Source organism: Radiobacillus deserti (genome assembly GCF_007301515.1).
GTDB lineage: Bacteria > Bacillota > Bacilli > Bacillales > Amphibacillaceae > Radiobacillus > Radiobacillus deserti.
Genome location: NZ_CP041666.1, coordinates 2,909,952 through 2,935,920, shown reverse-complemented (window position 1 = coordinate 2,935,920; position 25,969 = coordinate 2,909,952). Strand labels below are relative to the sequence as shown.

Annotated in this window: 22 protein-coding genes and 1 pseudogene; 19 read left to right on the top strand and 4 right to left on the bottom strand. The window is 39.6% G+C overall.

Annotated elements, in window-relative coordinates; all coding sequences use genetic code 11:
* Window positions 1-318 (bottom strand): DUF3870 domain-containing protein, encoded by a 318-nt coding sequence (locus FN924_RS15450; protein WP_143896002.1) that lies wholly within the window; start codon window positions 316-318, stop codon window positions 1-3.
* Between the two features lie 345 nt (window positions 319-663).
* On the opposite strand from FN924_RS15450, the gene FN924_RS15445 reads away from it, so the two are divergent.
* The 4 genes and pseudogenes from FN924_RS15445 to FN924_RS15435 all read left to right on the top strand — a co-directional run bounded on the left by FN924_RS15445 (window position 664) and on the right by FN924_RS15435 (window position 2,882).
* On the top strand, window positions 664-1,401 hold the full coding sequence (locus tag FN924_RS15445) for an LCP family glycopolymer transferase (RefSeq protein ID WP_323368622.1): 738 nt from the start codon (window positions 664-666) through the stop codon (window positions 1,399-1,401).
* A gap of 13 nt (window positions 1,402-1,414) precedes the next feature.
* Window positions 1,415-1,561, top strand: coding sequence for a hypothetical protein (locus tag FN924_RS19780; RefSeq protein ID WP_323368621.1), 147 nt, complete (start codon window positions 1,415-1,417; stop codon window positions 1,559-1,561).
* Window positions 1,562-1,625: 64 nt separating this feature from the next.
* A complete protein-coding gene (locus FN924_RS15440) occupies window positions 1,626-1,925 on the top strand; it encodes a hypothetical protein (RefSeq protein WP_143896000.1) in 300 nt (99 codons plus the stop codon).
* 610 nt (window positions 1,926-2,535) lie between these two features.
* Window positions 2,536-2,882 (top strand): annotated as a pseudogene (locus FN924_RS15435) (DUF2628 domain-containing protein).
* A gap of 235 nt (window positions 2,883-3,117) precedes the next feature.
* Here FN924_RS15435 and FN924_RS15430 read toward each other — a convergent pair.
* Complete coding sequence (locus FN924_RS15430; RefSeq protein WP_228409478.1) at window positions 3,118-5,628, bottom strand: PIG-L family deacetylase; 2,511 nt, start codon at window positions 5,626-5,628, stop codon at window positions 3,118-3,120.
* A 675-nt stretch (window positions 5,629-6,303) separates the two neighbouring features.
* On the opposite strand from FN924_RS15430, the gene FN924_RS15425 reads away from it, so the two are divergent.
* Genes FN924_RS15425 through argH form a run of 5 tightly spaced genes read left to right on the top strand, consistent with a single transcriptional unit; the run spans window position 6,304 to window position 12,846 of the window.
* Window positions 6,304-7,476 (top strand): ROK family transcriptional regulator, encoded by a 1,173-nt coding sequence (locus FN924_RS15425; RefSeq protein WP_143895997.1) that lies wholly within the window; start codon window positions 6,304-6,306, stop codon window positions 7,474-7,476.
* 16 nt (window positions 7,477-7,492) lie between these two features.
* The gene (locus FN924_RS15420) at window positions 7,493-8,620 is read left to right on the top strand and encodes an extracellular solute-binding protein (protein ID WP_228409477.1); all 1,128 of its coding nucleotides are present in this window, start codon (window positions 7,493-7,495) and stop codon (window positions 8,618-8,620) included.
* Window positions 8,621-8,641: 21 nt separating this feature from the next.
* Window positions 8,642-9,724, top strand: a complete 1,083-nt coding sequence (locus FN924_RS15415; protein WP_143895995.1) for an ABC transporter ATP-binding protein — start codon at window positions 8,642-8,644, stop codon at window positions 9,722-9,724.
* Window positions 9,725-9,730: 6 nt separating this feature from the next.
* Window positions 9,731-11,416 carry an ABC transporter permease gene (locus FN924_RS15410; RefSeq protein WP_143895993.1) on the top strand — a complete coding sequence of 562 codons (1,686 nt, stop codon included), beginning with the start codon at window positions 9,731-9,733 and terminating at the stop codon, window positions 11,414-11,416.
* A 17-nt stretch (window positions 11,417-11,433) separates the two neighbouring features.
* Window positions 11,434-12,846, top strand: a complete 1,413-nt coding sequence (gene argH, locus FN924_RS15405; RefSeq protein WP_143895991.1) for an argininosuccinate lyase — start codon at window positions 11,434-11,436, stop codon at window positions 12,844-12,846.
* A 78-nt stretch (window positions 12,847-12,924) separates the two neighbouring features.
* On the opposite strand, the gene FN924_RS15400 is transcribed toward argH, so the two are convergent.
* Together FN924_RS15400 and FN924_RS15395 are read right to left on the bottom strand one after the other, a co-directional pair.
* A complete protein-coding gene (locus FN924_RS15400; protein ID WP_143895989.1) occupies window positions 12,925-13,599 on the bottom strand; it encodes an SGNH/GDSL hydrolase family protein in 675 nt (224 codons plus the stop codon).
* Window positions 13,600-13,688: 89 nt separating this feature from the next.
* Window positions 13,689-14,762: a LysM peptidoglycan-binding domain-containing protein gene (locus tag FN924_RS15395; protein ID WP_143895987.1), complete on the bottom strand. Its 1,074-nt coding sequence runs from the start codon at window positions 14,760-14,762 to the stop codon at window positions 13,689-13,691.
* A gap of 222 nt (window positions 14,763-14,984) precedes the next feature.
* Between FN924_RS15395 and FN924_RS15390 the strand changes: the two genes are divergently transcribed.
* The 10 genes from FN924_RS15390 (at window position 14,985) to FN924_RS15345 (ending at window position 25,829) form a co-directional block, all read left to right on the top strand.
* Complete coding sequence (locus FN924_RS15390) at window positions 14,985-15,809, top strand: hypothetical protein (protein WP_143895985.1); 825 nt, start codon at window positions 14,985-14,987, stop codon at window positions 15,807-15,809.
* Window positions 15,810-15,897: 88 nt separating this feature from the next.
* On the top strand, window positions 15,898-16,494 hold the full coding sequence (locus FN924_RS15385) for a nitroreductase family protein (protein ID WP_143897250.1): 597 nt from the start codon (window positions 15,898-15,900) through the stop codon (window positions 16,492-16,494).
* A 239-nt stretch (window positions 16,495-16,733) separates the two neighbouring features.
* Window positions 16,734-17,507, top strand: coding sequence for a DeoR/GlpR family DNA-binding transcription regulator (locus FN924_RS15380; protein ID WP_143897249.1), 774 nt, complete (start codon window positions 16,734-16,736; stop codon window positions 17,505-17,507).
* Between the two features lie 279 nt (window positions 17,508-17,786).
* Window positions 17,787-18,611 (top strand): carbohydrate ABC transporter permease, encoded by an 825-nt coding sequence (locus FN924_RS15375; protein WP_143897248.1) that lies wholly within the window; start codon window positions 17,787-17,789, stop codon window positions 18,609-18,611.
* A gap of 10 nt (window positions 18,612-18,621) precedes the next feature.
* Entirely contained in the window at window positions 18,622-19,467 is an 846-nt protein-coding gene (locus tag FN924_RS15370) for a carbohydrate ABC transporter permease (protein ID WP_143895983.1), read from the top strand.
* Window positions 19,468-19,486: 19 nt separating this feature from the next.
* Window positions 19,487-20,800 (top strand): ABC transporter substrate-binding protein, encoded by a 1,314-nt coding sequence (locus FN924_RS15365; RefSeq protein WP_143895981.1) that lies wholly within the window; start codon window positions 19,487-19,489, stop codon window positions 20,798-20,800.
* 73 nt (window positions 20,801-20,873) lie between these two features.
* Window positions 20,874-22,322, top strand: coding sequence for a CehA/McbA family metallohydrolase (locus FN924_RS15360; protein WP_143895979.1), 1,449 nt, complete (start codon window positions 20,874-20,876; stop codon window positions 22,320-22,322).
* Between the two features lie 3 nt (window positions 22,323-22,325).
* Complete coding sequence (locus tag FN924_RS15355; protein ID WP_143895977.1) at window positions 22,326-23,093, top strand: HAD family hydrolase; 768 nt, start codon at window positions 22,326-22,328, stop codon at window positions 23,091-23,093.
* A gap of 359 nt (window positions 23,094-23,452) precedes the next feature.
* On the top strand, window positions 23,453-24,823 hold the full coding sequence (locus tag FN924_RS15350; RefSeq protein WP_143897247.1) for a UDP-glucose dehydrogenase family protein: 1,371 nt from the start codon (window positions 23,453-23,455) through the stop codon (window positions 24,821-24,823).
* The gene (locus FN924_RS15345; protein WP_143895976.1) at window positions 24,804-25,829 is read left to right on the top strand and encodes an SDR family NAD(P)-dependent oxidoreductase; all 1,026 of its coding nucleotides are present in this window, start codon (window positions 24,804-24,806) and stop codon (window positions 25,827-25,829) included. Before FN924_RS15350 ends, FN924_RS15345 begins: the two co-directional genes overlap by 20 nt.
* Window positions 25,830-25,969 lie beyond the last annotated feature (140 nt).

The window sequence follows — 25,969 nt, the reverse complement described above, 5'->3', positions numbered from 1 at the left end:
CTACTTGTGTAGGGCATTCATATATTTTTTATGAGCTTGTTTAAAAGCTACAATAATCGCCTTCTGTGAGGATCCAAAATATCGTGAGGTAACCTCTTCTTCAATCCAATCACAGTCAGCCATGCTCTGACCAACAAAAATACTATTCACAAATTTGGATGTAATATCCAACATGGAAGTACACTCAGTATCAACAATAAGGTTGTTTGTGGTATCGACAACAAAACCAATAAAGAAAGAATCATATTCTTTTGTTATCGCATTATTCCCAGGGGATTTCGCTTCCCCGAGAACATATATGGTATTCTTAGGATACATCGCTTTTTCACTCTCCAGAAAGATCCTCCATCTTTCAAGTGGGGTGTTGTTCCAGGAAAGAAACGACTTCCATCTTGAAATGTAGATGCTCTCGGAGGTTATTCGTTTAAAATTCTAGCATAATATGAATGCGTTTTCAACAAAAATATATGTTCATAACTTTCTATATGAATTTTCAAAGTAATGGATTAGCTAGATTTAGAAAATTATGTACCTATAATTGGTATGCAAAATGATACATGTATATGGTATTATGAATGAGAATATCTGTAAATTTATCGGGATTTTGTCTAGGATGAATATGACTATTAGTTTATAGTTTCTAATTTTGGAGGAAGAGATAAAATGAAGAAAAAAAGCAGAAAGTGGTTAAAGATCTCTTTAATCGTGATTGGAGTAATTATACTCGGAATTGGCACATATGCCTTCAGCATCTACAACGATGCCAAACAAACTGTAAACAAGAAAGTCTATGAACCAATAGAATCGATTGATAGAGAAGTTGTTCAAAAGAAAGTAGAGGAGAAGAAGCCACTTAACATCCTATTATTAGGAGTAGATGCACGGGAAAATGATAGTGGGAGATCAGATGCGTTAATGGTTCTTTCTCTAGATCCGAGTAATGATAGTGCTAACTTGGTGAGTATCCCCCGTGATACAAGAACGGAAATCGTGGGTAAAGGTACAATGGATAAAATAAACCATGCCTATGCGTTTGGTGGACCAGAGATGTCTATTGCGACAGTAGAAAATATGCTAGACATTGAGTTAGATTATTTTGTACGTATCAATATGGAAGGCTTAGCGGAGACGGTTGATGTACTTGGTGGAATTACGATTGATAATGAAATTGCCTTTAATGATTTTGCGGTTGGAGAGGTTAATTTAAATGGTGCGGAGACCCTTGAATATGTTCGAATGAGAAAGCAAGATCCACGTGGGGACTTTGGTCGTACAGAACGTCAACGAAAAGTTATTCAAGGGATCATTGATAAAGGAGCTAATTTAGGCTCTGTAGGTAAGATTAGTGATTTGATGGACGTCCTTGGTAGCAATATGGCAACGAAATATGAACTTCGATGATATGAAGAATCTGATGTTTAATTACAAGGATACGAGACAGAACTTTGCAACTTACCAGCTACAAGGAACTGGAACAACCATTGATGGAATTTATTATATGGCTGTATCGGATGAGGAGATTTCGAAGGTTCATAAAATGCTGGTTAAGCGTGCTTCCTAAATGGGTAGGGTATTAAAAGGCCAAAAATAACCAACACTTGAAGCAACAAGGTGGGTGAACATCAATGGTTCTTTTAATACTATGGATTGTCTTTATACTAATTGGTACTACAACCAGAAGTGTATTTGCGTTTTTAGAACAAGGAAAAGTGAATTTTAACTTAGTTCCAGATCCATCTTACTATGAGTTCTTTGAGTTATATGGATTTGAGCGAACCAGTAAGGTAGAGTTAGTTGGTCATTTCATTATGTTCGGTATCCTGGCCATTTTACTTTACCGAGTGAAACCTAATAAGTATTTTTGTTATTTCATTTGCATTGTTATTAGGGGTTGGAACGGAGCTCATTCAGCCTTTCTTTGGTAGAGGTTCGCATATGTATGATTTGACTGCGGATGTTTTGGGTATTGTGCTTGTTATTAAACTTCCTTTCCTCGATAAGCAGCGGTAACGCTTTTAGGGCATTCATTGTTGGATGTCCTTTTTTTTATTAGACGGTTTGTCAATCTAACTGCGACACTTCTTCCCAAAATGCTTAGGGAAAAACTCACGCAAGAGACCGTTGGCCTTTTCATTGGTTCCGCGCTGCCATGAGTATGGATCAGCAAAATAATGGAGACGTCTGTCATGAACATACGGCTGGTGGGATTTTATAAAATAAGAATTTAGTAAGGATACGAGAGCACCACATCAGGTTCCTGGCTTGATGAAGACGGTGGGCGAGGATAGGTAAAGAAAAGAAGCAGATCGTCTAGTAAATGGTTTTAAGATTAAAAAACTTAAAACCATTTACTAGAAGCCAATTTCTGCGGCTGTGTCTTTTAAGTTATTAGGCAATAGATACTAATGAATATACATTAACATAAGTGCTTTATTACTATTCGTTGGAATAATTTTCTAAAAAATCATGCTAAATTTCTTATTCCTCTGTTAATGGTTTAGTAAATAATTATACAAAGTGAAGGGAGGTTTTTAAATGCGTGCAAGATTACAACACAATGCGGGAGTAGTAAAGGAAGTTAAAGTAGGCTTCAGTTGGACAACTTTTTTCTTTGGCTTTTTTCAGCGCTTTTTAGAGGAGACTTAAAATGGGCAGCAATAATGTTTATAACTGCTGCACTTGTCGGAGTTTTCACTCTTGGGTTTGGAGCATGGATTCCAGGTATTATTTTTTCTTTTGTCTATAATAAGATCAATATTAAAGATTTATTGGAAAAAGGCTATAAACCGGCAGATGAACATACTCAGAACCTATTGCAATCAAAAGGAATCGTCCTACAACAGTTGGAAATGAAATGGGAGCTTAACGTTCTTTGTAGCTAAAGTTATCTACTGGGTATCACATGGTCACATATTTCTTAGCACTTGTAAAAACGATGATGTGATGCAAAAGTACACATGAAATGAGCAGAGGCAACCATATGTTGCTCCTGCTCATTTCATTATTAGAAATCCATTTAGGGAATTAAGAGATTCCCACCTAAAGTACATACATTCAACATCTTGCGACTAGCGTATGATTACCTCTTGTAAAAAGCACAGTACCCTCTTTATCTATTTATTCCCCATCATAACTAATCAAATTAGTAAAGATCCGATACCCGCCAGGTACTAAATTCTGAATCTGACGGTACCAAACAAGGTTCGTATAGATATAGCTTCCTTCCCCATAATCCGCTAACAATATACCACCTTCAAATTGATCTCCGTCCAAATCGGTCATCGTTAAGAAAGTCTCATATTCACTGGACCATTCCATTGGATAGTACAATCCTCGTTCTTGAATCCAACCGTCCCAATCTTTTTCGGTAATCACATTTGGTTGATTAAATAGTTCATGTTCGGGCTGTAAGATGTTATATTCAGATGCCTCGTCAGTTACTCTCCATTCAATAGACGGCTGGCCAATCGTTAGTGGATATGGAGCGGTTGTTTTCGCATTCCAGTTATCCCATGGTTTGTTGTACTGAACGACAACGTGTCCGCCATTCTTCGCATAATCTAATAGTTTTTGATTATGCTCCACTAAGTCTGCACGAGAGAGGTAGGCACGAATTCCCGTTACAACTGTATCGAATTGGGACAAATCGGCTGAGCCTAAGTCTTCGATTTTTGTAATATCCATTTCCACTTCCGATAGCTTTTCTGCGACTTGATCAAAGCCTGAATCCACGTAACCAATTTTCTTATCTTCCGGGAATTTTAAGTTAAAAGCTACGCCCCTTACGTCAGCTGGCTGAATGTTATAGAAGGTTCCGATATGGTCATAGGAGATGACTTGAACGGATTCCTTTATTTCCTTCCCATTTACAGTTGCCGTTGGTACAATCTTAAACGGTTCATCTGTTAATTGTTCGGGAGGTGTAATCGTAAAGGACACTGTTTTCTCCGTTTCACTTGCAGCAAAAGTTACTGTTTTGCTTTGTACATTCTCCCAGCCTTCCGGCAATTGTAACGAAACATCTGCCTCTAAACTGGCGTGTGTATAGTTTGTAACCGTAATATCGAATGTCATGGCTTTTCTAGGCTGAGCGGTGTTGACAGCTAGTGTTTCCGGATTTGCTTTCAATCCTACTTCCGGAAGAACAGCTATCGTTTCTTCAGGCTGGAACGTGGTGCTTACTTGTTCTTTTCCATATTGATAGCTTACCTCTGTTGAAAGAACGGATTCGTCATATGGATTATAATAAGGTGCATCCTCAGGTACTTGAACCGAGAACTCTACCGTTTTCTTTTCCCCTGGGGCTAATTGGATGGCATTGGCGTCCCCATCTACTACCCATTCAGCTGGTGTATTTAATGTAGGTGCAACTTTCTTTAATGTTTGTTCTCCGTTGTTAGAAAGCTCAACCGTAACATTTGTTTCTGTTCCTTGAGCTAGTACAGGTTTTTCGACACTAGTAGTTACCTCCAGTCCTGCTGCAACTTTACTTACTTCCTGAAGTTGCTCTTCTTTTACATCTAAACGGTGAAGTAAATCCGTTTTGTCGACATGTTTAAAGGAGAACCTCTCTACTTTTTTCTCTGCTTTTCGTAGTTTGTCTAAAGCTTCATGTGTTTCTTTTAACACGTTAGAGTTGCTAGGATAGGCATCTACCACTTCTTCTAGTTCTTTTTGTACCTGTTTTAGTGCTCCTTTTACTTTGTTGTCCGATTTCTTCAGGCTAGCCGCGTAGTCATTAAAGTCGTAATAGAGTCCTTCAAAAAGACTTTCTTCCTGCTCTGGAATATCCCCAACAGCGGATTTTACTAACTCTAAATATTCGATACGAGAGCCTGGTTCTACTTCATTTCCCATTCCTTGGCTTTTGTGTAAGTATCTAGACTTCTCTCCAAGCTGCGGGTAGGTCATCTCATAAATAGGATCATACTCGCCAATTTCTATTCCTAGTGTCGCTTGCTCCTTTGATGCAGGTAAGTAAAGCTTCTTGATTTGCCAGGTTGTTAATCCTTCTTCTAGTTGTTCAGGAAAAACGGTTGGGTCTGCAGCATCTTCAAAGGCTTTAAGACTTAATCGGGTAATGGCACGGTGATGTCCATGCTGACTCTCGACGTCACGGAAGGAAGGCATGACGATATCTGGTTTGTATGTTCTGATTCTTCGAATGAATCGTTCATAAGTGAGTTCCTCTCCCCACTTCGAAAGTGTATCTCCTGGAGCTTTTGAAAAACCAAAATCATAAATTTCATCACTTGTCGTCTCACTTAAGTGAAAGACTTTAACTCCGGTAACTTTGGAGGCCTCAATCATTTCTCTTGATCGAATGATACCTAAACCATTTCCGAGTTCTTCACCAATTTCATTTTGACCACCTTCTCCACGATTGGCAATAAGGCTAGCGGTATGAACACCAAGTCCTCTGGACAAGTAGGCTAATAAGTGGCTTCGTTCATCATCAGGGTGTGCCCCCGTATTTAAAAAGCTTGTTATGGTGTCGAGTGGTTTAACAGCACTCCAAAGCTCCTGATTGTGTTGCATATCTGAAGTTTTTGCTTTTGTAACAGAAGGTGTTGCGATAGGGAAAGCAAGGGTGAGGCATAAGAGAGATACCATTAACTTTTTAAACAATAGACATTCTCCTCTCTAGTTTTAACGTGCTTCTCTTTTAGTGTGTGACGTCTTTAGGATAATTAGTGAAAGTTAAGGGAGATTTTTTGGAAGGATACTTTCTTTGCCATTAGTTAGATAACGATGGACCACCTCCATAAGGAACCGCTTACTAAAAGAAGTAAGGGTGTGGTTAGTTAACTTTACGAATCAACTAAGCTTGTTGATGTACCTTTGAGGGTATTCAAAAAACTAAATCATGACAAGGATTGAAAATGAGCCAAAAATGATCCTTTACTTGTTTTTTCTTAAACATCCTCTCTCTTGTTCCTCTTTTCTTGCAAATAAGTCGATTCTTATTTTTTAGGTATATGGTCATACCATTCAAATGACACTTACGAGAAAATATTTCTTATATATAGGCCTCCATAAGGCAGTCATTTATCAAAATAACTCTTAGATAAAAATGGTTAAAAGTACTCAAACGGAGTGTATGGTCAATTGGGGATATTTAACCACCTTAACTAAATGACCGAAGAGGAAAATCCACACAGGAAACAGGGATAATTTCCGTTTTCAGAAAATAACAGTCATACTCTGCGGTGTTGGTTAATAAACTGAACTAACTAACAAACTTAAACGTTTTCATAAAAATGAATAGATATATAAACAATCCATATGTTAAGGGGCTAAATAATGAAGAAAGTACAAAAGGGCAATGCTGCTTATATAAAAAATATGAATAAAAAACTCGTGCTAGGGTCCATAAGAGCGAATCAACCTACTTCTAGAGTTGATATCTCCAAACGATTGAATATAAGTAAGCCAACCGTTTCTGCACTGGTGGATCAGCTGATTGAAGAGGGCTGGATCTATGAAACTGGTAATGGGGAAAGCACTTCCGTAGGTGGGAGGAAGCCGGTTCATCTCGTCTTCAATCCTGATTTTGCCTATATCGTTGGAGTAGATATTGGAGGAACGAACGTTGTTTCGGGGATAGCCAATCTAGACGGTGAAATCCGTACGTACCGAGAATTTTCCACAACAGATTATAAAGACCAGCAATTATTCAAAAGGATAAAAGCTGATGTTCAAGCGATGCTGGAAGAGCTAAGTATCGATGACGATAAGGTTTTAGGGATGGGGGTTGGTGTACCAGGAATCACAAATTGTGAAAAAGGGGTCGTGGTTGAATCGCCTGCATTACAATGGAGGAGTTTTCCTATTAAAGATAGATTACAAGAATTATTCTCTTTTCCTATCTATATAGATAATGATGTGAATATAAACGTACTAGGAGAGCATTGGAAAGGTGCAGGGAGTCGTCATTCTAACTTAATATACGTCGCGATTGGAACAGGTGTTGGGAGTGGGATTCTGTTAAATGGTCAGTTATATAGAGGGAGTAATTATAGTGCTGGGGAGATTGGCTATATGGTTACAGACCGCCAACATGCTGCCAACTATCATCCCGTATATGAGGGGTATGGTTTTTTGGAGAGTGTAGCGGGCGGTTCCTCTATCGGGACGCAAGTGTCCAAATTACTTGGTAAGCCAGTCTCTGCAAAAGAGGCTTTTCAATTGTATCAGCAAGGTAATAAACAAGTTGGGCCAATTATTGATACAGCTATAGAAAATCTAGCAATAGCCATTGCCAACTATGCCTCACTGTTCGACCCGGAAATCATTATTTTAGGAGGTGGTGTCACCAACTCATATCCGGTTTTTGAACAGAAGTTGAAGGGCATTATCAAGAGGTTTACACCACAGTATTGTGAAGTGGTACCAACAACTTTTGGAAAAGAGGCAGGGATTATTGGCGCAGTTGCACTGTTTTTGAAGGAGAATGACCTTATTCTGGATATTTAATCAAGGGGGTAAAGATGTGAAGGTCTTTAAAGAGAAGGTGTTTTTAGCATGTATGCTAGTTGTAGCGTTAGGGTTTGTATTGGTTGGGTGCATGGCTGGTGGATCAGACGATCAGGCATCCGAAGAAGAGAAGTCAGGTAACGAATCCTCCGGTGAGTCAAAAGAGGGTACAAGTGAATTAGAGGAAAAGGTAGTCGTCTATTCGCCTCACGGAAAAGACATTTTAAGTGAGTTTGAAAAGCAGTTTGAAGAAGAATATGGCATAGACATGGAATTTTTAGACATGGGCTCACAAGAAATTTTAGACAGAATACGTTCGGAAAAAGGGAATACACAGGCGGATGTATGGTGGGGTGCCCCGCAAGTGAATTTTGATCAAGCGAAGGATGAAGGGTTATTAGCAGAGTATAAGCCATCTTATGCAGATGCGTTGGACCCAATGTACCATGATGAAGACTGGTACTGGTCTGGAACATCTATTACTCCAGAAGTCATTCTGTACAATACTAAGGAGGTTTCTAAAGAAGATGCTCCAAAGGATTGGGATGACTTACTAGATCCAAAATGGAAGGATGAAATCATTATCCGTTATCCATTAGCATCTGGTACGATGCGTACAATTTATTCCTCTATGATTTACCGTACTTATAAAGAAACACAAAAACCTGATGCGGGATATGATTGGTTAACAAAATTGGATGAAAACACGAAGGAATACGCGGCTAATCCTGAAATGATGTATAACCAAGTTGCGAAGGGTGTTGGTTCTCTCTCTGTTTGGAACATGCCAGATACTGTCATGCTAGCTGAAGAGAAAGGGTATCCATTTGATTATGTAATCCCCGAAAGCGGAACACCAGTTTTAACGGAAGGGATTGCTATTGTAAAAGACGCACCACATCCAAAAGCTGCGCAAGCATTTTATGAGTTTGTAAATACGAAAGAAGCTGCCAAGCTGTTAGCGGAAACGTATTACCGAATTCCTACTAGAAGTGACGTAGAAAATCTACCAGCCTGGATTACAGAAACAGAAATTAAACCAATGGATATTGACTGGGCTACATTCCAAGAAAAGTCGCCAGAGTGGATGGAGTACTGGGATACGAATATTAAAAACGCAGAAAAAGACAAAAGCGAAGAATAGGATAAGAGGAGTTGTTGGATAATGTCCGTAGTAAATTTATCAGCGATTACGAAGCGGTTTGGGGAGGTTACAGCAGTTCGGAATTTGGATCTAGTTATTCAGGAAGGTGAATTTTTCACTTTTCTAGGTCCTAGTGGATGTGGGAAGACAACAACTCTTAGAATGATTGCTGGATTTTATTACCCAACAGAAGGAAAAGTAAAGTTTAATGATAAGGACATGACCACAGTTCCGCCTGAAAAAAGAAATACGGGTATGGTTTTTCAAAACTATGCCCTTTTCCCTCATATGACCGTTTTCGAAAATGTTGCTTTTGGGTTAAAGGTTCGAAAATTAGCGAAGTTTGATATTGAGATGAAGGTCGAAGATGTGTTAGAAAAGGTTCGACTATCTGATTATAGTACACGACAAGTTAGTCAATTAAGTGGTGGGCAGCAGCAACGTGTTGCTTTAGCGAGAGCATTGGTTATTGAACCAGACATTCTGTTATTGGATGAACCATTGAGTAATTTGGATGCGAGATTAAGAGATGAAATGCGAAACGAAATTCTACGATTACAGAGAGAATACAAGATTACGACTATCTATGTAACGCATGATCAAGTTGAAGCACTCTCCATGAGTGATCGAATTGCTGTTTTTAATTTTGGAGAATGTCAGCAGGTTGGTACGCCAACCGAAATATATAATAAGCCAGTGAATGATTTTGTTGCGGAATTTATTGGAGAAACCAATTTAATAGACGTGAATTATGTAGAGAGTCTGGATCATCAAGATATCTATTTCTCCGAAGTACTAAATAAGAATATTTATGTGCGTTCTGGAGTTTCCCTGGATTCGGAGGAAATGGTTTTGTCAATACGACCAGAGTCTGTAAGGGTTAGCTCCAGTTCACAAGGGGGGACTAATAGTCTGCTAGGGAGAGTAGAGCTCGTTCAATTTACTGGTGCATCCGTTCATACGACGGTTCAATTAGATGCAGGTATTCGTATTCTTTCAACAGATCTCAATACCGGACCTGAAACCTATGTGAAAGAAGGAAGCAAGGTTTATGTACAGTTACCAGAAGATCAGATACGAATTGTTCCGAAGGTAAGGGAGTGATAACGGATGTTAAACGCTGAAAGAAGGAAAACGCTCCTACTCCTTATTCCTATCATTCTAATATTAGTTGGCTATGTACTTTATCCGTCAATTGAAACGTTATTAGAAAGCTTTAAAAAGGGTGGAGCCTTTTCCATTCAAAATTACTCGGATTTTTTTGGGGCAAAGGCTGAAGCGAATTTAGAAGCATTGTGGAATTCCGTGTACATTTCTTTATTGTCGGTATTATTCAGCGCATTGATTGGTGTGCCATTAGCCTATATTTTTAATCGGTATGATTTCCCTGGTAGAAAATTCTTCTCTAGTATAGCGATTATGCCTATCGTTCTTCCATCCCTAGTTGGAGTTATGGCATTTATGTTTTTATACGGAGAAGCAGGACTAGTACCGAATGCAATAAAAGATTTGTTTCATCTGTCAGAGATTCCGTTTAGTATAGGCGGAGTGGCAGGTATTCTAATTGTTCATGCTTATACGATGTATCCATATTTTTATATGACTACATCTTCTGCGTTAAACAATTTAGATCCTTCACTCGAAGAGGCAGCTTATAATTTAGGGTCAAACCGATTCCATGTGTTCTTTAAAGTCACGCTTCCTTTGTTAACACCTGGACTAGTTGCGGCATCTTTGCTTGTATTTATGGTTTCCATGGCATCCTTTAGTGCACCTTTTTTATTGGCTGGTGGATATAGAGTATTAAGTTTACAAATCTATTTTTCTAAGATTAATGGAGATTTGGAGATGGCTGCAACTCAATCCATGATTTTATCTGTCGTATCTATTTCCTTTCTATTGTTTATGCGCTGGTTTCAGAATAGAAAGGATTACAGAATGGCTAGTAAAGGGATTGGAGCACATCGCAGTGAAGTAAGTAATCCGCTAATAAAATGGGTTATGGTAACGGTTGGTATTCTTGCAATGATTGTCCTTTTATTACCTCACGTAACTCTGCTTATCCTTTCTCTTGTTCCAGAAGGTGGTTGGACTTGGCAGACCTATCCACAGGAATTTAGCTTGGAAAATTTCGCATTACTTTTCCATGACCCTAATATATGGGATCCAGTACGTAATAGTTTGTTCATGGCATTCTTAGCTTGTTTGGGAGTATTTGTGTTTGGAATTATTACTTCCTATGCATTAGTAAAACGAAAGTTTATTGGGAAAAATCTTTTAGATATTCTAGTAATGATTCCTTGGGCTCTTCCCGCTACGGTCGTTGGGATGAATTTAATATTAGCCTTTAATCAGCCATCTGTATTCTCTTTCGGGAATATCCTAGTCGGAACATTTTGGATTCTTCCACTAGCTTACTTTGTAAGATTTATTCCTTTAGTAGTACGGTCCACGACGGCAGTTTTGGAACAAATGGATGATTCTATTGAGGAAGCAGCTCAGAATCTGGGAGCAAAGTGGTTCTATACCTTTAAAAAAGTGGTTATCCCCATTATTTTACCTGGTGTTTTAAGTGGTACGTTGCTGGCATTTGTTCAAGCGGTTGGGGAATTTCCGACATCTGTTCTCTTATATACAATAGGAAATAGACCAATTTCTATTGAAATAATGAATCAATTAAGAATGTTTAATATTGGTCAGGCAGCAGCTTACGGAATGATTCAAGTTGGATTAATCTCGGTTGTTCTTTTTGTCTCGTCCAAGTTCCTAGGAGTAAAAACAGAGAATTCACTATAGGTGGAAGGGGGTTGCATATGGCAAATATAAAAGAGGAGTTTGAAAAAAGAGATGGCACTAAGTTCCCGGGAGAGACTTATGTTGAAGAATTGTTAAAACCTATATTCCATGACCAACGTGAATATCTTTTTGGGGCCATGTTTGCCATTCATAAAGCTCATACAACGATGCTCATTGAACAGGGAATCTTAGCACCTGCAGAAGGAACAGAAATCCTCAAGGGGATCAAAAAAGTTGAACAACTAGATGTATCAAATCTGGAGTACACCCCAGAGTACGAGGACTTATTTTTCTTAGTCGAGTCCAAGGTTGCAGAGATTATTGGAGAAGAGTTGGCTGGCAAAATGCATATTGCAAAAAGCCGAAATGATATGGGCGAGACCATGTATCGAATTGTGATACGGGATTATTTAAGTACGATGGTTTCCGAAGCGAGAATTCTCTATGAAGTCATTCTCGAGAAAGCGGACCAGCATAAAGAAACGGTTATGCCTGCACATACTCATACACAGCCAGCCCAACCGACAACATTCGGACATTATATGGTTGCGATCGCTGATAATCTCTTTAGAGACATTGAGCGTATGGAACGTGCTTTGTCTACGGTAAATAAATCTCCAATGGGTGCAGCGGCGATTACGACAACAGGATTTCCTATTAATAGGGAACGAGTCGCAGAATTACTAGATTTCGATGGGTTAGTAGAGAATTCCTATGACGCCATTGCGACAGGGGACTACTTGATTGAGTCTGCACAGGTACTAATTAGTACCATGACCAATATGGGGAGATGGATACAAGAATTTTTACGAATGGCATCTAAAGAAGTAGGGTTACTTCACGTATCGGATGCCTATGTTCAAATAAGTAGTATCATGCCACAGAAACGAAATCCTGTGTCGATCGAACATTCAAGAGCACTGGCGAGCAGTGCTGCAAGTGAAGGATTGGCTGTTATTCACATGATTCATAACACTCCATATGGAGATATTAATGATACTGAAGACGATCTTCAGCCTCATTTGTATGAAGGGTTCCAAAAGGGCTTAAGAGTTATTCGACTTATGACAGCGGTAATTTTAACGATGGAATTCAATAAAGTAAGAGCAGAGCAACAGGCCAGAGAGAATATGATTACCATAACAGAACTTGCAGATGTACTCGCTCGAGAATATGGTGTTTCTTTTCGAAAGGCGCACTATAAGGCAAGTGTCATTGCGAAAAGAGCGACAAATATAGGGAAAGAATTATATGATATAGAGCTTGAAGAAATTAATGAATGGTTGGAGGATATCCACATAACACAACAGGATTGGGAAAGCATAATTTGTCCAAAATCATTTGTGGAGAAAAGGAAAATTACTGGAGGGCCGAGTCCGGAAATAGTAAAGGACATGATTGAGAGGCGTAAAAAAGCTTGCTCTAAATAGGGCAAGCTTCAACCTTTTTATATATATTTAAATAGCCATGACGTAAAAAACCGGGATGGAGAACTGCTCCATTCCGGTTTATTTAAGATAACTTTGTATGGCCTTGTACATTATGTTGGCAATTTCTTGATGCCCCTTATTATTTGGATGCCACTGATCACTAGTCCCATTGAAGGTTTGTTTGCCACTTGGTCCTTTAGTGTCTGTTCGGTTTTTCCAAACAGATTGGATGTTTGCGACAGGGATATTCTTCGCGTTACCTATATCTATAATGATTTGATCGTACACAGTGGAATGCTTACCACGATTCCAGGTCGTCACCAGTAGAATCGTTGGATGGGTGGGACTGTTTTGTAAATGCTCTACAAGCTGCCACAAAAGCATTTTAAATTGCTCAGGTGGTGCATAAGTATCCTTCGTTTTCATACTATCGTTTGTGCCAAATTCGATGGTGACCAAGTCAGGTTTAGATCTAATAATGGTCGGAAGGTTTGGAAAGGCGGCCGTTTTCAAGCCTTCGCCTGCCATCCGAATACCTGGTTTTGTAACGACGTTCATGCCTTTTTTTTCTATTAAAGCGGTAAACACATCAATGTATGATTTATTTTCACTTGTGGCATGCCATCCCTCCGCAATACTATCTCCAATTGGTACATATACAAGGGGCGCAGAGGATGCGTGTACGGGAAGCGGCACGACAAAACAAACCAGTATGATTAAGAAGCGCCAAATCCATTGTCGTGTTGAAAGCAAACGTCATCCTCCTCCTCCATAGCTTCTATGAGTAGTATTGGTTATTTTGAATTACTCATTCTAAGCTATTGGAGAGAGTGGATGACAAATCAATAAAAACGTTTGTATCCATCAAAGTGTTGCTGCCAGTATGAATTGGATAGGTCCGATACCGTTACACCATTGTCGCCAGCGTGCATGAATTGATTCTCCCCGACGTAAATGCCGACATGGGAAATTCCTTGCTTGTATGTATTTTCAAAAAATACAAGGTCTCCGATTTGTGGCTTTTGTACATAGAAAGAACGGTTATAATACCCATCACTAGAGTATCTAGCAATGTTTTTACCAGCTAGATTGTACACATAAAAGATAAATCCACTACAATCAAAGCCGGCGGGATCAGAACCACCATATAGATATGGACTTCCAAACAATGCTGTCGCTTCGGTTATGAGCTTGGACACATCGAAATCTGGTGAAGCTGGCAAATGAACAGGGATTTTAATAGGCGCCGGAGTTGGCATACTAGGTTCATCTGCTGTTTGTTTGATTTTCAGTTTTTGTCCAACGTAAATATTATTGGAGGTTAATTTGTTCCACTTTTTAATGTCATTTAAAGCTACTTGATAATATTGACTCAGCTTCCATAGTGAATCTCCAGCCTTCACAATGTGTATCAGGGTGGAGATTGGTTGGCCTAGCTTAGTGTCTGGAGTAGTCGGATTACTAGGTGTTACAGTCTTAGACGGAGTGGATGGCCTCGTCGGTGTAGACGTCGATTTCTTTCCAACGATTAATACATCTCCTGGGTGAATAACCGTTGATTTCAGTTTATTCCATTCTATTAGCTGCCGAAGTGAAATCTTATGTTTCGCTGCAATTTTACTTAATGAGTCTCCACGTTTAACCTTATATGTCTTTACTGTGGACCTGCTAGAGGTTTCTTTGTTTATTTGTTTACTAGGTGCTGTTACGTTCATTACTTGATTTGGAAAAACTACATGATTGTTTAATTTGTTCAGCTTTACTAATTCAGAGACACTTGTGTTATATCTTTGAGCAATGAGCCACAATGAATCCCCTTTTTTTACCGTATAAGTAGCAGCCTCTGCTGGAGTTGCCAATAAAGTAGTAGCCACAACAGCAGAAGCTGCGACGGAAAGAATGGTCTTCTTTTTCATCTGCCACACCTCTAACATTCTCCTAATTTTTTCTTAGTATAGCATGTTTTGTCGGAATCTGTTGGTGATTTTTTCTTTCTTTACCATAAATTCATACTTGTTTACTATTGGGATAGAATGGATGAAATGTTACAATGGAAGTAATAAAGGTGTAACAAAAATGTAACATAAGGTATAAGATGGAAGGGTATAACAGACAAAAAAAGGAAAGGTGTTGTTCAAATGAAAGTGAGACTAGGCTTGCTATCTGTGCTACTTCTACTTGCAGCAGGATGCGGCACAGCAGAGGAAGAAATGAAGGTTGGAGCAAGCACAAACAATCATGAGGCTTCGGTAGTACAGCTTGAGAAAAAGGAGGCTGCAACGGAATTAGTTATGAGCACAGAGGAAAAGAATACAGATCATGCTGAGCCGGAAACCAATTCAGCAGAGAAAGGAACTGACTCCTCCTCAACAGCAAAAGATTCAGTAGAACAACCGTCTGAAAATCCATCCACTAAGGAAACAAAATCATCAACAAATCAGGCATCTAAAGGAACAAATCCAACTACAGAACAATCCTCTAAAAAAACAGAGACACAAGCGGAGCCAGGTAAAGAATCACCAGAAAAAGTCCCGGCTAAGACAGAACAATACGCAGTAGAACCTATCTTTTTGGATATTCTTAAAAAATACAACAATATTAATGATTGGTTTAAAGGACAGACGGAACCGAAAGAAAACCGTGTTAAAGGTTATAATTCAAAGGAAGAGATATACAAAGTCACATCTGATTTTATGACAAAAGAAGCAGCAGTCCAATATTGGGATGGGCTAATATACGAATATAGTGGAAAATTATACTACATTCCAAGAGATGCAAAAGCTTCTTATGACTTTGGACCACACACTGTAACAAAATTAAGTGAAACTAAATATAAATTGGTTAGTAGAAATGGTGGAGGATTAGGTGGAGTTTTTGACCACATTTTTACTTTCGTAAAAGTGGATGGGAAATGGAAAATTGATAAAGTAGAGATTGACCAAATCCAGAAACCAGAAGCGTAAGCGTTTTTTTGGAAACAATGGTCTATTCCTTCTATAATAAGGAACTAATGAAACTACTAAGAATAGAGGAGAGTGACCATTGAGTACTATTTCAGGGTTAAATCAAGAAGTAAAAGAAAAGCGTAAACCTGATTTCGAGGCAGACCCGCTATTTGTCAATCGTTGGTCGCCGAGAGCATTTCGTGATAAGGAAGTCACACATGAGACGTTAATGTCTATCTTAGAAGCTGCTCGCTGGGCTCCATCTTCCATGAATCTCCAGCCGTGGAGATTCATCGTGGCTCGCACGCAGGAGGATCGAGAAAAATTTCGATCCTTTGTAATGGAAGGAAACCAAGGATGGTCCAGCAAAGCACCGGTTTTGGTTTTAATTCTTTCCGAAACAGAACGAGACGGTAATAAGATTGGGACACATGCGTTTGATACTGGAACTGCTTGGGGTTTCTTATCTTTACAAGCTTTTCAAAAAGGATTAATTACCCATGCAATGGGCGGTATCTACAAAGATAAAGCAAAAGAAGTGTTAAATATCCCTGAACAATTCGAAGTGCAAGCACTTGTAGCATTGGGCTATCAAGGAGATAAAGCTAGCCTTCCGGAACAGCTTCAAGGAAGAGAAGAACCGAGTGTGAGACGACCAATTGTGGAGTCAACATTTGAAGGTAGCTTTGGGAAAATGATTTAAGAGAAGGAAGCCACAGTCTGAGGACTGTGGTTTTTTGTAATGGGATCAGGGTGTTAAGAGGTGGTTGGCTGCCAAATAAATGGGCAGGGAACTTTCCATAATCGCGGTCGGAGTCACTAAAAACACTAACTAGTCCCTCCTGCACCTCACAACACATTCCCAATTTCACGCTCTACATGCTATAATACCTTTGTGGATTTATGTGGTATTTATAATACATGTAGAGAGGCGTGAGAGAATTGCTAGCTCAAAAACGACAAGAGCTCATCCTGGACCGACTTTTTCGAGATGAAGCGGTAAAGGTTGCCAATCTTGTGGAGGAATTTGGAGTTTCGGATGAAACGATACGGCGAGATTTGGAGTTGTTAGAATCCAAGCAGCTCCTCAAGCGAGTTCATGGTGGTGCAGTCATGACAGAAAAGGACGAAAAGCGAAACACAGAGGAGAAGTCCTTTCATACAAGAGAGCTTTTACATAAAGAAGAAAAACAACTGCTAGCGCAGCGTGCATTGGACTTTGTGAAGGAAGGGCAGTCGATTGCGTTAGATGTAAGCACGACAAACACAGAATTAGCACGAGCATTAAAAACTCGGTTTCAGCGTTTGACCATTGTCACGAATTCTCTTCCGATTGCCTTTGAGCTTTCCGAAATGCCACAATATACGATTATTTTAACGGGAGGTATTATGCGGAATGAGGAGCTTTGTGTCGTTGGAGAAATGACGGAAACCTTTATTTCACAATTTCACATAGACACGTTATTTTTGAGTGCTAGTGGAATCTCCCTTCATTCTGGCATAACGGATTACGGGGTAAGGGAATGGAATGTAAAAAAGAAAATGCTAGAGGCTAGTAAGGAATGTTATATTGTAGCAGATAGTAGTAAATTCGATGCGGCCTCTCTATTACACGTGTGTACTTTACAGGATGTGAAGGGGATTATTACGGATCCTAACCTATCATCCGAAATCAAACAAAAATATACTAGTGCAGGAATATCGATCTATCAGTAAGCACCTCAGCGAGAGGGCTTATTTTTTTTAACTCTATTTTTGTGAAGTTGTGGTTTATTTTAATAAATCACAAATAAAACCACATTTTTACACATAATTAAAACTCTATTTACATTAACTACATATTCGTTCTTTATACTGAAGCTAGGAAGAGGGAGGAAGGAGGATACATATTTGGAAACGGTGGTTGCGAAGTCTAGAAAAAAAGTGAAAGTAAAAAGTAATCCAATTCGAAGAGTTTTTCGTACTTTAACGCCTTGGTTATTTCTAACCCCTGCCATGATTCCGTTAACCTTATTTTGGTTTTATCCGATGTTGAATTCGTTTCTTATTAGTCTCACAGACTGGGACTATATCAGTCCGACCTACAATATTGTCTGGCTGGACAATTATATGAATCTCATTCGTGATCCAATCTTTCATGAGGTGCTCTGGAATACACTTTACTTCACCCTAGGTACAGTCATTCCGACGATAGTAGGTGGCTTGTTACTAGCTTTGCTGGTGTTAAAGAATCAGCAAGGGATGGGAATGTTCCGCACTATCTTATTCTCACCTTGGGTTACACCGACAGTTGCGGTTGCTATTGTTTGGTCGTGGATTTTTGAGCCTGAGACAGGGATTGCTAATTGGGTGCTTTCCTTTTTTGGTTTGCCAGGCTTAGAGTGGACAGGTAGTTCTACTTGGGCAATGCCTGCGGTTATTATTGTGACCGTATGGAAGGGACTTGGTTGGGCGATGATATTTTACTTGAATGCGTTGAAAAGAATTCCAACGGATCTTTTTGAAGCAGCATCAATTGACGGAGCTGGAGGTTTTCAAAAGTTTTTTAGAGTGACGGTACCACTTGTATCTCCAACTACGTTTTTCTTATCCATCATTAGTACGGTTCAAGCTTTAGAAGCGTATGATCAAATTCAAGTGATGACGCAGGGTGGTCCTGCGGGAAGTACTCGAACGCTGCTCTATTTATTTTATCAAGCAGCCTTTGAGGAGTTTAATATGGGGAAAGCAACAGCTGTTGCTACGGTCATTATACTGATTACTTCCATTCTTTCTATTATTCAATTTGGACTGTCTCGAAAATGGGTGCATTACCAATAGGAGGTCGACGATGAATGCAAAAGCTTGGTGGACTGGGTCCATCACAATTGGAAAGTATTTGTTGTTAACGTTTTTAAGCTTTTTAATGTTTTTTCCATTCCTGTGGATGATCAGTAGTGCGTTAAAGACGAAGGATGAAATTTGGCAATTTCCGCCGTCTTTGCTTCCTGAAAATCCACAATGGCACAACTTCCTTGATGCATGGAATGTGGCCCCTTTTGGATTATATATGTTCAATAGTGTGTTCACAGCAGCTGTTATTGTGTTATTACAAATAATTTCAGGTGCTATGATGGCTTACGCTTTTACTCAGTTTCAGTTTCGAGGAAGAAACATATTGTTTGCACTTATACTTGGGTCTTACATGCTGCCAGTAGCAGCGACCTATGTGCCGAGTTACGTATTGTTAGGGAAGTTTCAGCTCCTAGATACATACACGGGGATTATCGTATCCAATGCGGTGAGTGTTTTTGGTATATTCCTCCTGCGGCAAGCGTTTCTGCAAGTGCCAAAGGAATTAATTGAAGCGGCAAAGCTCGATGGTAGCAGTCACTGGCAAATTCTATGGAAGATGTTATTCCCCCTAACACTTCCTACCTTTGCCACATTTGGGCTAATTAGCTTTGTTCAAATGTATAACAATTATCTATGGCCATCGCTCATTATCAAAAGCGAGGAAAAAATGCTGATTACCCAAGGTATTCAGAAGTTTTTCATGCAAGAGGGTGGCTATGGCATGCAGTGGCCTTTGATTATGGCTGCTAGTAGCTTTGTCGTATTTCCATTACTGATTCTATTTGTTTTTGCACAAAAGTCTTTTGTATCAGGTATCAATGATCAAGGAATAAAAGGATAAATTGGAGGAGGATGAAATAATGAAGAAAATTGGATTTATTATCGTGACGTTATCCATGTTATTACTTGTGGTAGTAGGCTGTTCCAGTAAAGAAGGGGAAGCTAGCACTTCTAAGGATGAAACAGAAACATCAGCTTCCAATGAACCAGTGGAAATTGAATTCTGGTATGGGCAAGGTGGAACGTTGGCGGAGACCATTGAGCGTTTTATTACAGAATTTAATGACAGTCAAGATAAGGTGAAAGTGACAGGTGTAGCCCAAGGAAATTATGATGAAACGTATCAAAAGCTTCAAGCTGGTATTGCTGCGAAACAAGTACCAGCAGCTGTTTTATTAGAAAATGATGCAACGAGAAGTTTAATTAGTAAACAAGCGATAGAGCCTATGGATCGTTACATCGAGAAGCAAGCGGATTTTCAGCCAGAAGATTTTGTGGAATCCTTCTATAACCAAGGAACGGTAGATGGTACACAATATGCATTACCGCTGTATGGAACGACACAAGTTCTGTACTACCGTAACGATGTGATGGAAGAATTAGGTTTATCGACAGATGATTTAAAAACATGGGAATCTCTTGGTGAAGCAGCAGCAAAAATTAAAGAGGAGAAAGGGATGAAAGGCTGGATGCCAATGTGGGGATCTGGAAACTTAATTGATGCTGCTTATAGTAATGGTGGACAAATAATAAGCGAGGATGGAAAAGAAGTATTGATTGATTCACCTGAATGGGTGGAAGCCTGGGAATTCTTCCGTAAAGCCATCCATGAGGATAAAACAATGGGAATTAATCATGGAGGGCAAGGCTGGGAGTATTGGTACAAAACGATTGATGAAGTGATGCAAGGTAAAGCATTTGGTTACACGGGATCTAGTGGAGACCAAGGGGATCTTGATTTCAGTATTGTGTCAGCTGCACCACAGCCTGGCTGGGAAGGGCATGATGCAGCACCTGCAGCAGGTGCATTATTAGGGGCAATTCCTAGCTCTGCTTCTGATGAACAAAAAGCAGCAGCTTTTGAATTCTTATCCTTCTTCACAAGTGCTGAAAAAACAGCCGACTGGTCGATGAGCACAGGTTATATTGCCGTTCGTAAATCAGCGAAAGATGTAGAGGAATTTAAAGCGTATGCAGAAGAAAATCCACAAATTCTTGTGCCATTAGAACAAGCGCAATCGGCTACTCCACCATTCGTTGACCCTACGGGTGGAAAGATTTTAGATGCACTTTCGATAGCGGCAGACAAAGTAGAAATTGAAGGAGTATCGGCTGAAAAAGCGTTGCAAGAAGCGAAAAAAACGGCACAAAGTGCGTTGGATGCCGTCCAATAATAGACAACTAATATCCTCTATACGCGGAGAATCTGTATAGAGGATTCCTTTAAAGAGAAAGGAGTAGTTTTACATGATAATAGAAAAAGGAAAAACGTGCACGGTGAATCAACCACACGTATCACAAGCGTTTTCCTTACATAAAACGTCAGAAGCGTTGCGAATCTCTCTTTCCTTTTCAGAAAAGACGTGGGCATTCCTCCTGCTCTGGGATTCGAACCATCAACTTCGTTGGCAATATGTCTATACACAGGAGGAAAAGAGCAAAGAAGTTATTATTGCTGTAGATCCAGCCTTTAGCTCATTTTCTGCTGTATCGGGGGCCATCCCAAAAGGAGAATGGAAATTGGAAATGTTTTGTCCGACATACTCATCTGCCCCTGTCTTGTCTTTTACGCTCGAAAGGCTTTCTTTACAAGCGTTAAATAGAAACGATAAAAAGAATTGGGCGATAGGTAGCGAGGGTGGATTTCGTTTAGAGGAATATCAACCGAATACGTGGCTTAAAAAAGGCAAGCGGTGGTACAAAGGGGATTTTCATACACATACCAATGAGTCAGATGGAAAAATGACACCATTTAGAAATATGGAGCAAGCGAAAAAAATGGGACTCGATTTCTTTGTAGCGACCGATCACAATGTCATTCCAACAATGCGTATAAAGGACCCAGATCTTTTGGTTATACCAGGGGTGGAAATTACATCATCCAAAGGACACTTCAATGCCTTAGGGATCCAGCAATGGGTAGATTGGCGACCAAGCTGTGAAGACGGTGGAATGGAATCCGAGGCTGGGATGAACCGACTCCTACAAGATGTGCAACAGGCGGGGGGACTTCGTTCGATAAACCACCCTATGCTTAACCCGTGGCATTGGACATTTGAAGAAACAGCTTTGTCTGAGGTTGATACGATTGAAATTTGGAATGATCCGACTTTCTCTGACAATGTGCAAGCGACAGAGCAGGCCTTAATCCTCTGGAACACTTTATGTAACGACGGTTATCGCCTAACAGGAATCGGTGGTTCAGATTCTCACCTTCTCCCAGAGGAAAGCTATGAGGAAGGTGGCCCGCCTTCGTTAATTGGTGATCCTTGTACCTATGTGTATGCAGAGGATCTATCAGCGAATTCTATATTAACGTCTGTCGCTGAAGGTAAGGTTTATGTATCAAGAGGTCCAGTTATTGACATGGAAATGTTAGCCGATGGGGAAGAAGTACATCTTGGCTCGACAGTAAAAGCGGACCGGGTGGAATTTTCCTTAACGGTTTCGAACAGTCCAGGGTCGGTCATCATTGAATGGATCATCAATGGGGAGATAGTCCAAACTACTAAACTAATAGAAAATCAGCGTATCATGGAAACGTTTGATTTAACCGGTTCTGATTTTGCATGGATTCGATTTCAAATGAGACAGGAGGATGGAAAACTTTTAGCCTTTTCTAATCCTATTTATAAAGGTACAAAAACTCCCTCCATCCATAATTGGAGGAATTTGCTACAGAAAGCAGGTTTATAGGCATTGACATCTATTAAGGCGATTCTCTTTGATAAAGATGGAACATTAATGAATTTTCATAGTGTATGGGTGAAGGCCATGCACGAATTGTTGGAGAATATGGTTGGTAATAATCCAGATAGAACGACTATCCTTCATCAATTAGCAGATTCAATCGGTTTACACGGAAGCCAAGTAGCTGGGGATGGCATTCTTGCCGGCGGAACCATGGAAGACGTATCCGAAGCGCTTTTTCATATCCTTCAACGTCAATCTTCCATGATGGAAACAGTGGAAGAGTTTAAAGCAAATGTCTCAAACAAAATGGTGGAGCTCACCAAAAAGTATGTGACAGACATTCATCCGACTAGCGACAACCTGTCTTTTCTTTTAGAGCAGCTGAAGGAAAAAGGAATTACGATGGGGATTGCGACGGCAGATGACTATGAAACGACCCATATTTGTCTAGAATACTTACAAATAAAAAAGTACTTTGAATTTGTCGTAACTGCCGATCGCTTTCCTCATAAAAAGCCACACCCGAGTGTCGTACACGCATTTTGTGAACACTACAATTTACATCCAAATGAAGTGGCGGTTATTGGAGATACCGTAGTAGACTTGAGTTTAGCTAAGAATGCTGGAGCGGGCTTAGCGATTGGTGTGCTATCGGGAACGAGTAATCGAAGGCAGCTTGAACCACTTGCGGATTATATCCTGCCGACAGTGGCGGATTTGTTAACCGAGCAAAAAGAATTTATATGGAATGATACTTCCAAATCCTTGGTGTGAAAGCTTTGGATTGTCCCTGCAAATAAGAAACTAGCTTCCTTGTCTTGGAAGCTAGTTTTTTATTTTGTATGTCACCTTTTGTAAAACTATGAAATAATGAAGGGGAATAAGATAACTTTTCTTTACAATCAAATACTTGTGTAGCCGATGCATATGGATTTACTAAGCAATTAACGAATGAGAATAAGAATTCAGTTTACGCTAAAAGCTTTATTTTTCACTTTACACGTCGTATTCTAAATATGATTTTATGTACAATCCTTATAATATCCCTAATAGCTGCAGGAAATAGTCTAAAAAGGATATTAAACCTATTGTATGTTATGTATTTTATATGATTTAGGAAGGAAGGTTTGAGCATGTTCAAAATTGCTGTGGCTGGAACGGGTTATGTTGGGTTAGTGGCTGGTGTTTGTTTTGCGGAAGTCGGTCATCACGTGACGTGTGTAGATATGGATGAACGTAAAGTCAACACGATGAAAGCCGGTGTTTCCCCTATCTATGAAACGGGTCTGGAAGAGTTGATGCAGAAAAATGATAAGCTTGGGAGAATTCATTATACGACAGATTATCGAACTGCATATCGGGATGCTGATGCTATCTTTATAGGGGTAGGTACACCGGAACAACCGGACGGGTCTGCAGATCTTTCCTATATTGCAACGGTTGCTAGACAAATTGCTGAGTCTGTAGAAAAAGACTGCTTAGTTGTTGTGAAATCTACCGTTCCAGTTGGGACAAATGACAAAGTAGAACAGTTCATTCAAGACTTTTTAATTCATGATGTTAAGATAGAAGTGGCATCCAACCCTGAGTTTTTAGCTCAAGGTTCTGCTGTGTATGATACGTTACATGCGGAAAGAATTATTATCGGAACAGAAAGCAAATGGGCAGAGGAAATATTGACTCAAATTTATGAGCCCTTCCACTTACCGATTGTTTCTGTCAATAGGAGATCAGCAGAAATGATTAAGTATGCCTCCAACGATTTTCTTGCCCTGAAAATTTCGTATATGAACGATATAGCTAATCTTTGTGAGTTGGTCGGTGCAGATATACAAGACGTAGCGAAAGGGATGAGCTATGACGAACGAATTGGAAGTAAGTTTTTAAATGCGGGTATCGGCTTTGGTGGCTCATGCTTTCCGAAGGACACCAAAGCATTGGACTATATGGCTCGACAACATGGCTATGAGCTCAAAACAGTGAAAGCTGCTATTGATGTCAATAAAGAACAAAAGACATTGCTTTATAAAAAAGCTAGTAGCCGACTAATCACATTCCACGGGCTTAAAGTAGCAGTGCTTGGGTTGACTTTTAAACCAGGAACGGATGATTTAAGGGAATCAGCCTCCCTCGAAAATGTGCCATTATTATTAGATCAAGGTGCGGAAATTTTTGCCTATGACCCTGTCGGAGCAGAGAACTTTTCAAAGGTTTTTCCAGAAGGTAAGAATCGGAAAGGAACGATTATATATGTTTCCGACATAGAGCAGGCATTAGATGGGGCTAACGTCTGTTTTATTTTTACAGAATGGGGAGAAATAAAAGCGGTGACGCCTGAAAGGTATATGCAGCTGATGAAAACTCCATTAGTATATGATGGAAGAAATATCTATTCGATCAAAGATATGCAGGAAGCGGGAGTGGAATATCACTCTATTGGAAGAAAGCCTACGATTAGAGAAGGGCTTAAGGAGACGAAGACGCTTGAATTACAAAACACTTGATACAAGTAAAACGTATTTAGTAACTGGAGCGGCGGGATTTATAGGATTCTATTTATCTAAGCGGTTATTAGAACAAGGATATCGCGTAGTTGGGGTAGATAACCTAAACAATTATTATGATGTTACTCTAAAGTATAGTCGTTTACATCAGCTGGAATCCTATCCTTCGTTTATTTTTATCCAGAAAGATATATCCGACAAAAGTGCAGTCATGGATGTGTTTGAAGCATATAAGCCTAATATTGTGGCCAACTTAGCAGCTCAGGCAGGTGTTCGTTATTCCATCGAAAACCCGGACGCCTATATACAAAGTAATATCATTGGCTTTTATCATATTCTAGAAGCATGTAGACATTATCCTGTAGATCATCTAGTGTACGCATCCTCGAGCTCTGTATATGGATCGAATGAAAAAGTGCCGTTTGAAGAGACGGATTTTGTAGATCATCCTGTCTCTCTTTATGCATCTACCAAAAAATCAAATGAATTAATGGCACATACGTATAGTCACCTTTATAAGATTCCAGCTACAGGCCTCCGGTTTTTCACTGTCTATGGTCCGATGGGGCGACCAGATATGGCTTACTTCGGATTTACCGATAAGTATTTTGCTGGTGAACCAATTCAAATATATAACAATGGCGATTTCGAGAACGACCTTTATCGTGACTTTACCTATATCGAGGACATTGTGGAAGGGATAGAACGACTGTTACTTCACACGCCAACTGGTGAGGTACAACATAAAGTATTTAACATTGGTAATAACACACCTGTGAAACTAATGGAATTTATTGAAGCATTAGAAAAAGCTTTAAGTCATGCACTCGGTAAAGCCGTGACCTTTGAGAAAGTGTTTGAACCGATAAAACCTGGTGATGTGCCAGCGACGTATGCATCTACAGATGAGTTACAGAAAGCGGTTGGGTTTAAGCCGAAAACTTCCATTGAAGATGGGTTACAGAAGTTTGCGGAATGGTATGTGGATTATTATGAATTGAATTGAGACACTCATTGCATGCAAATGTACACCTTATTGGTGTACATTTTTTATAGAGGAACTATATCCTTTTCATTAAAGGATGGAGAATTCATCTAACGCTTATAGACAAATATTCTAACTTCCTATTATGATAAAAATACTAA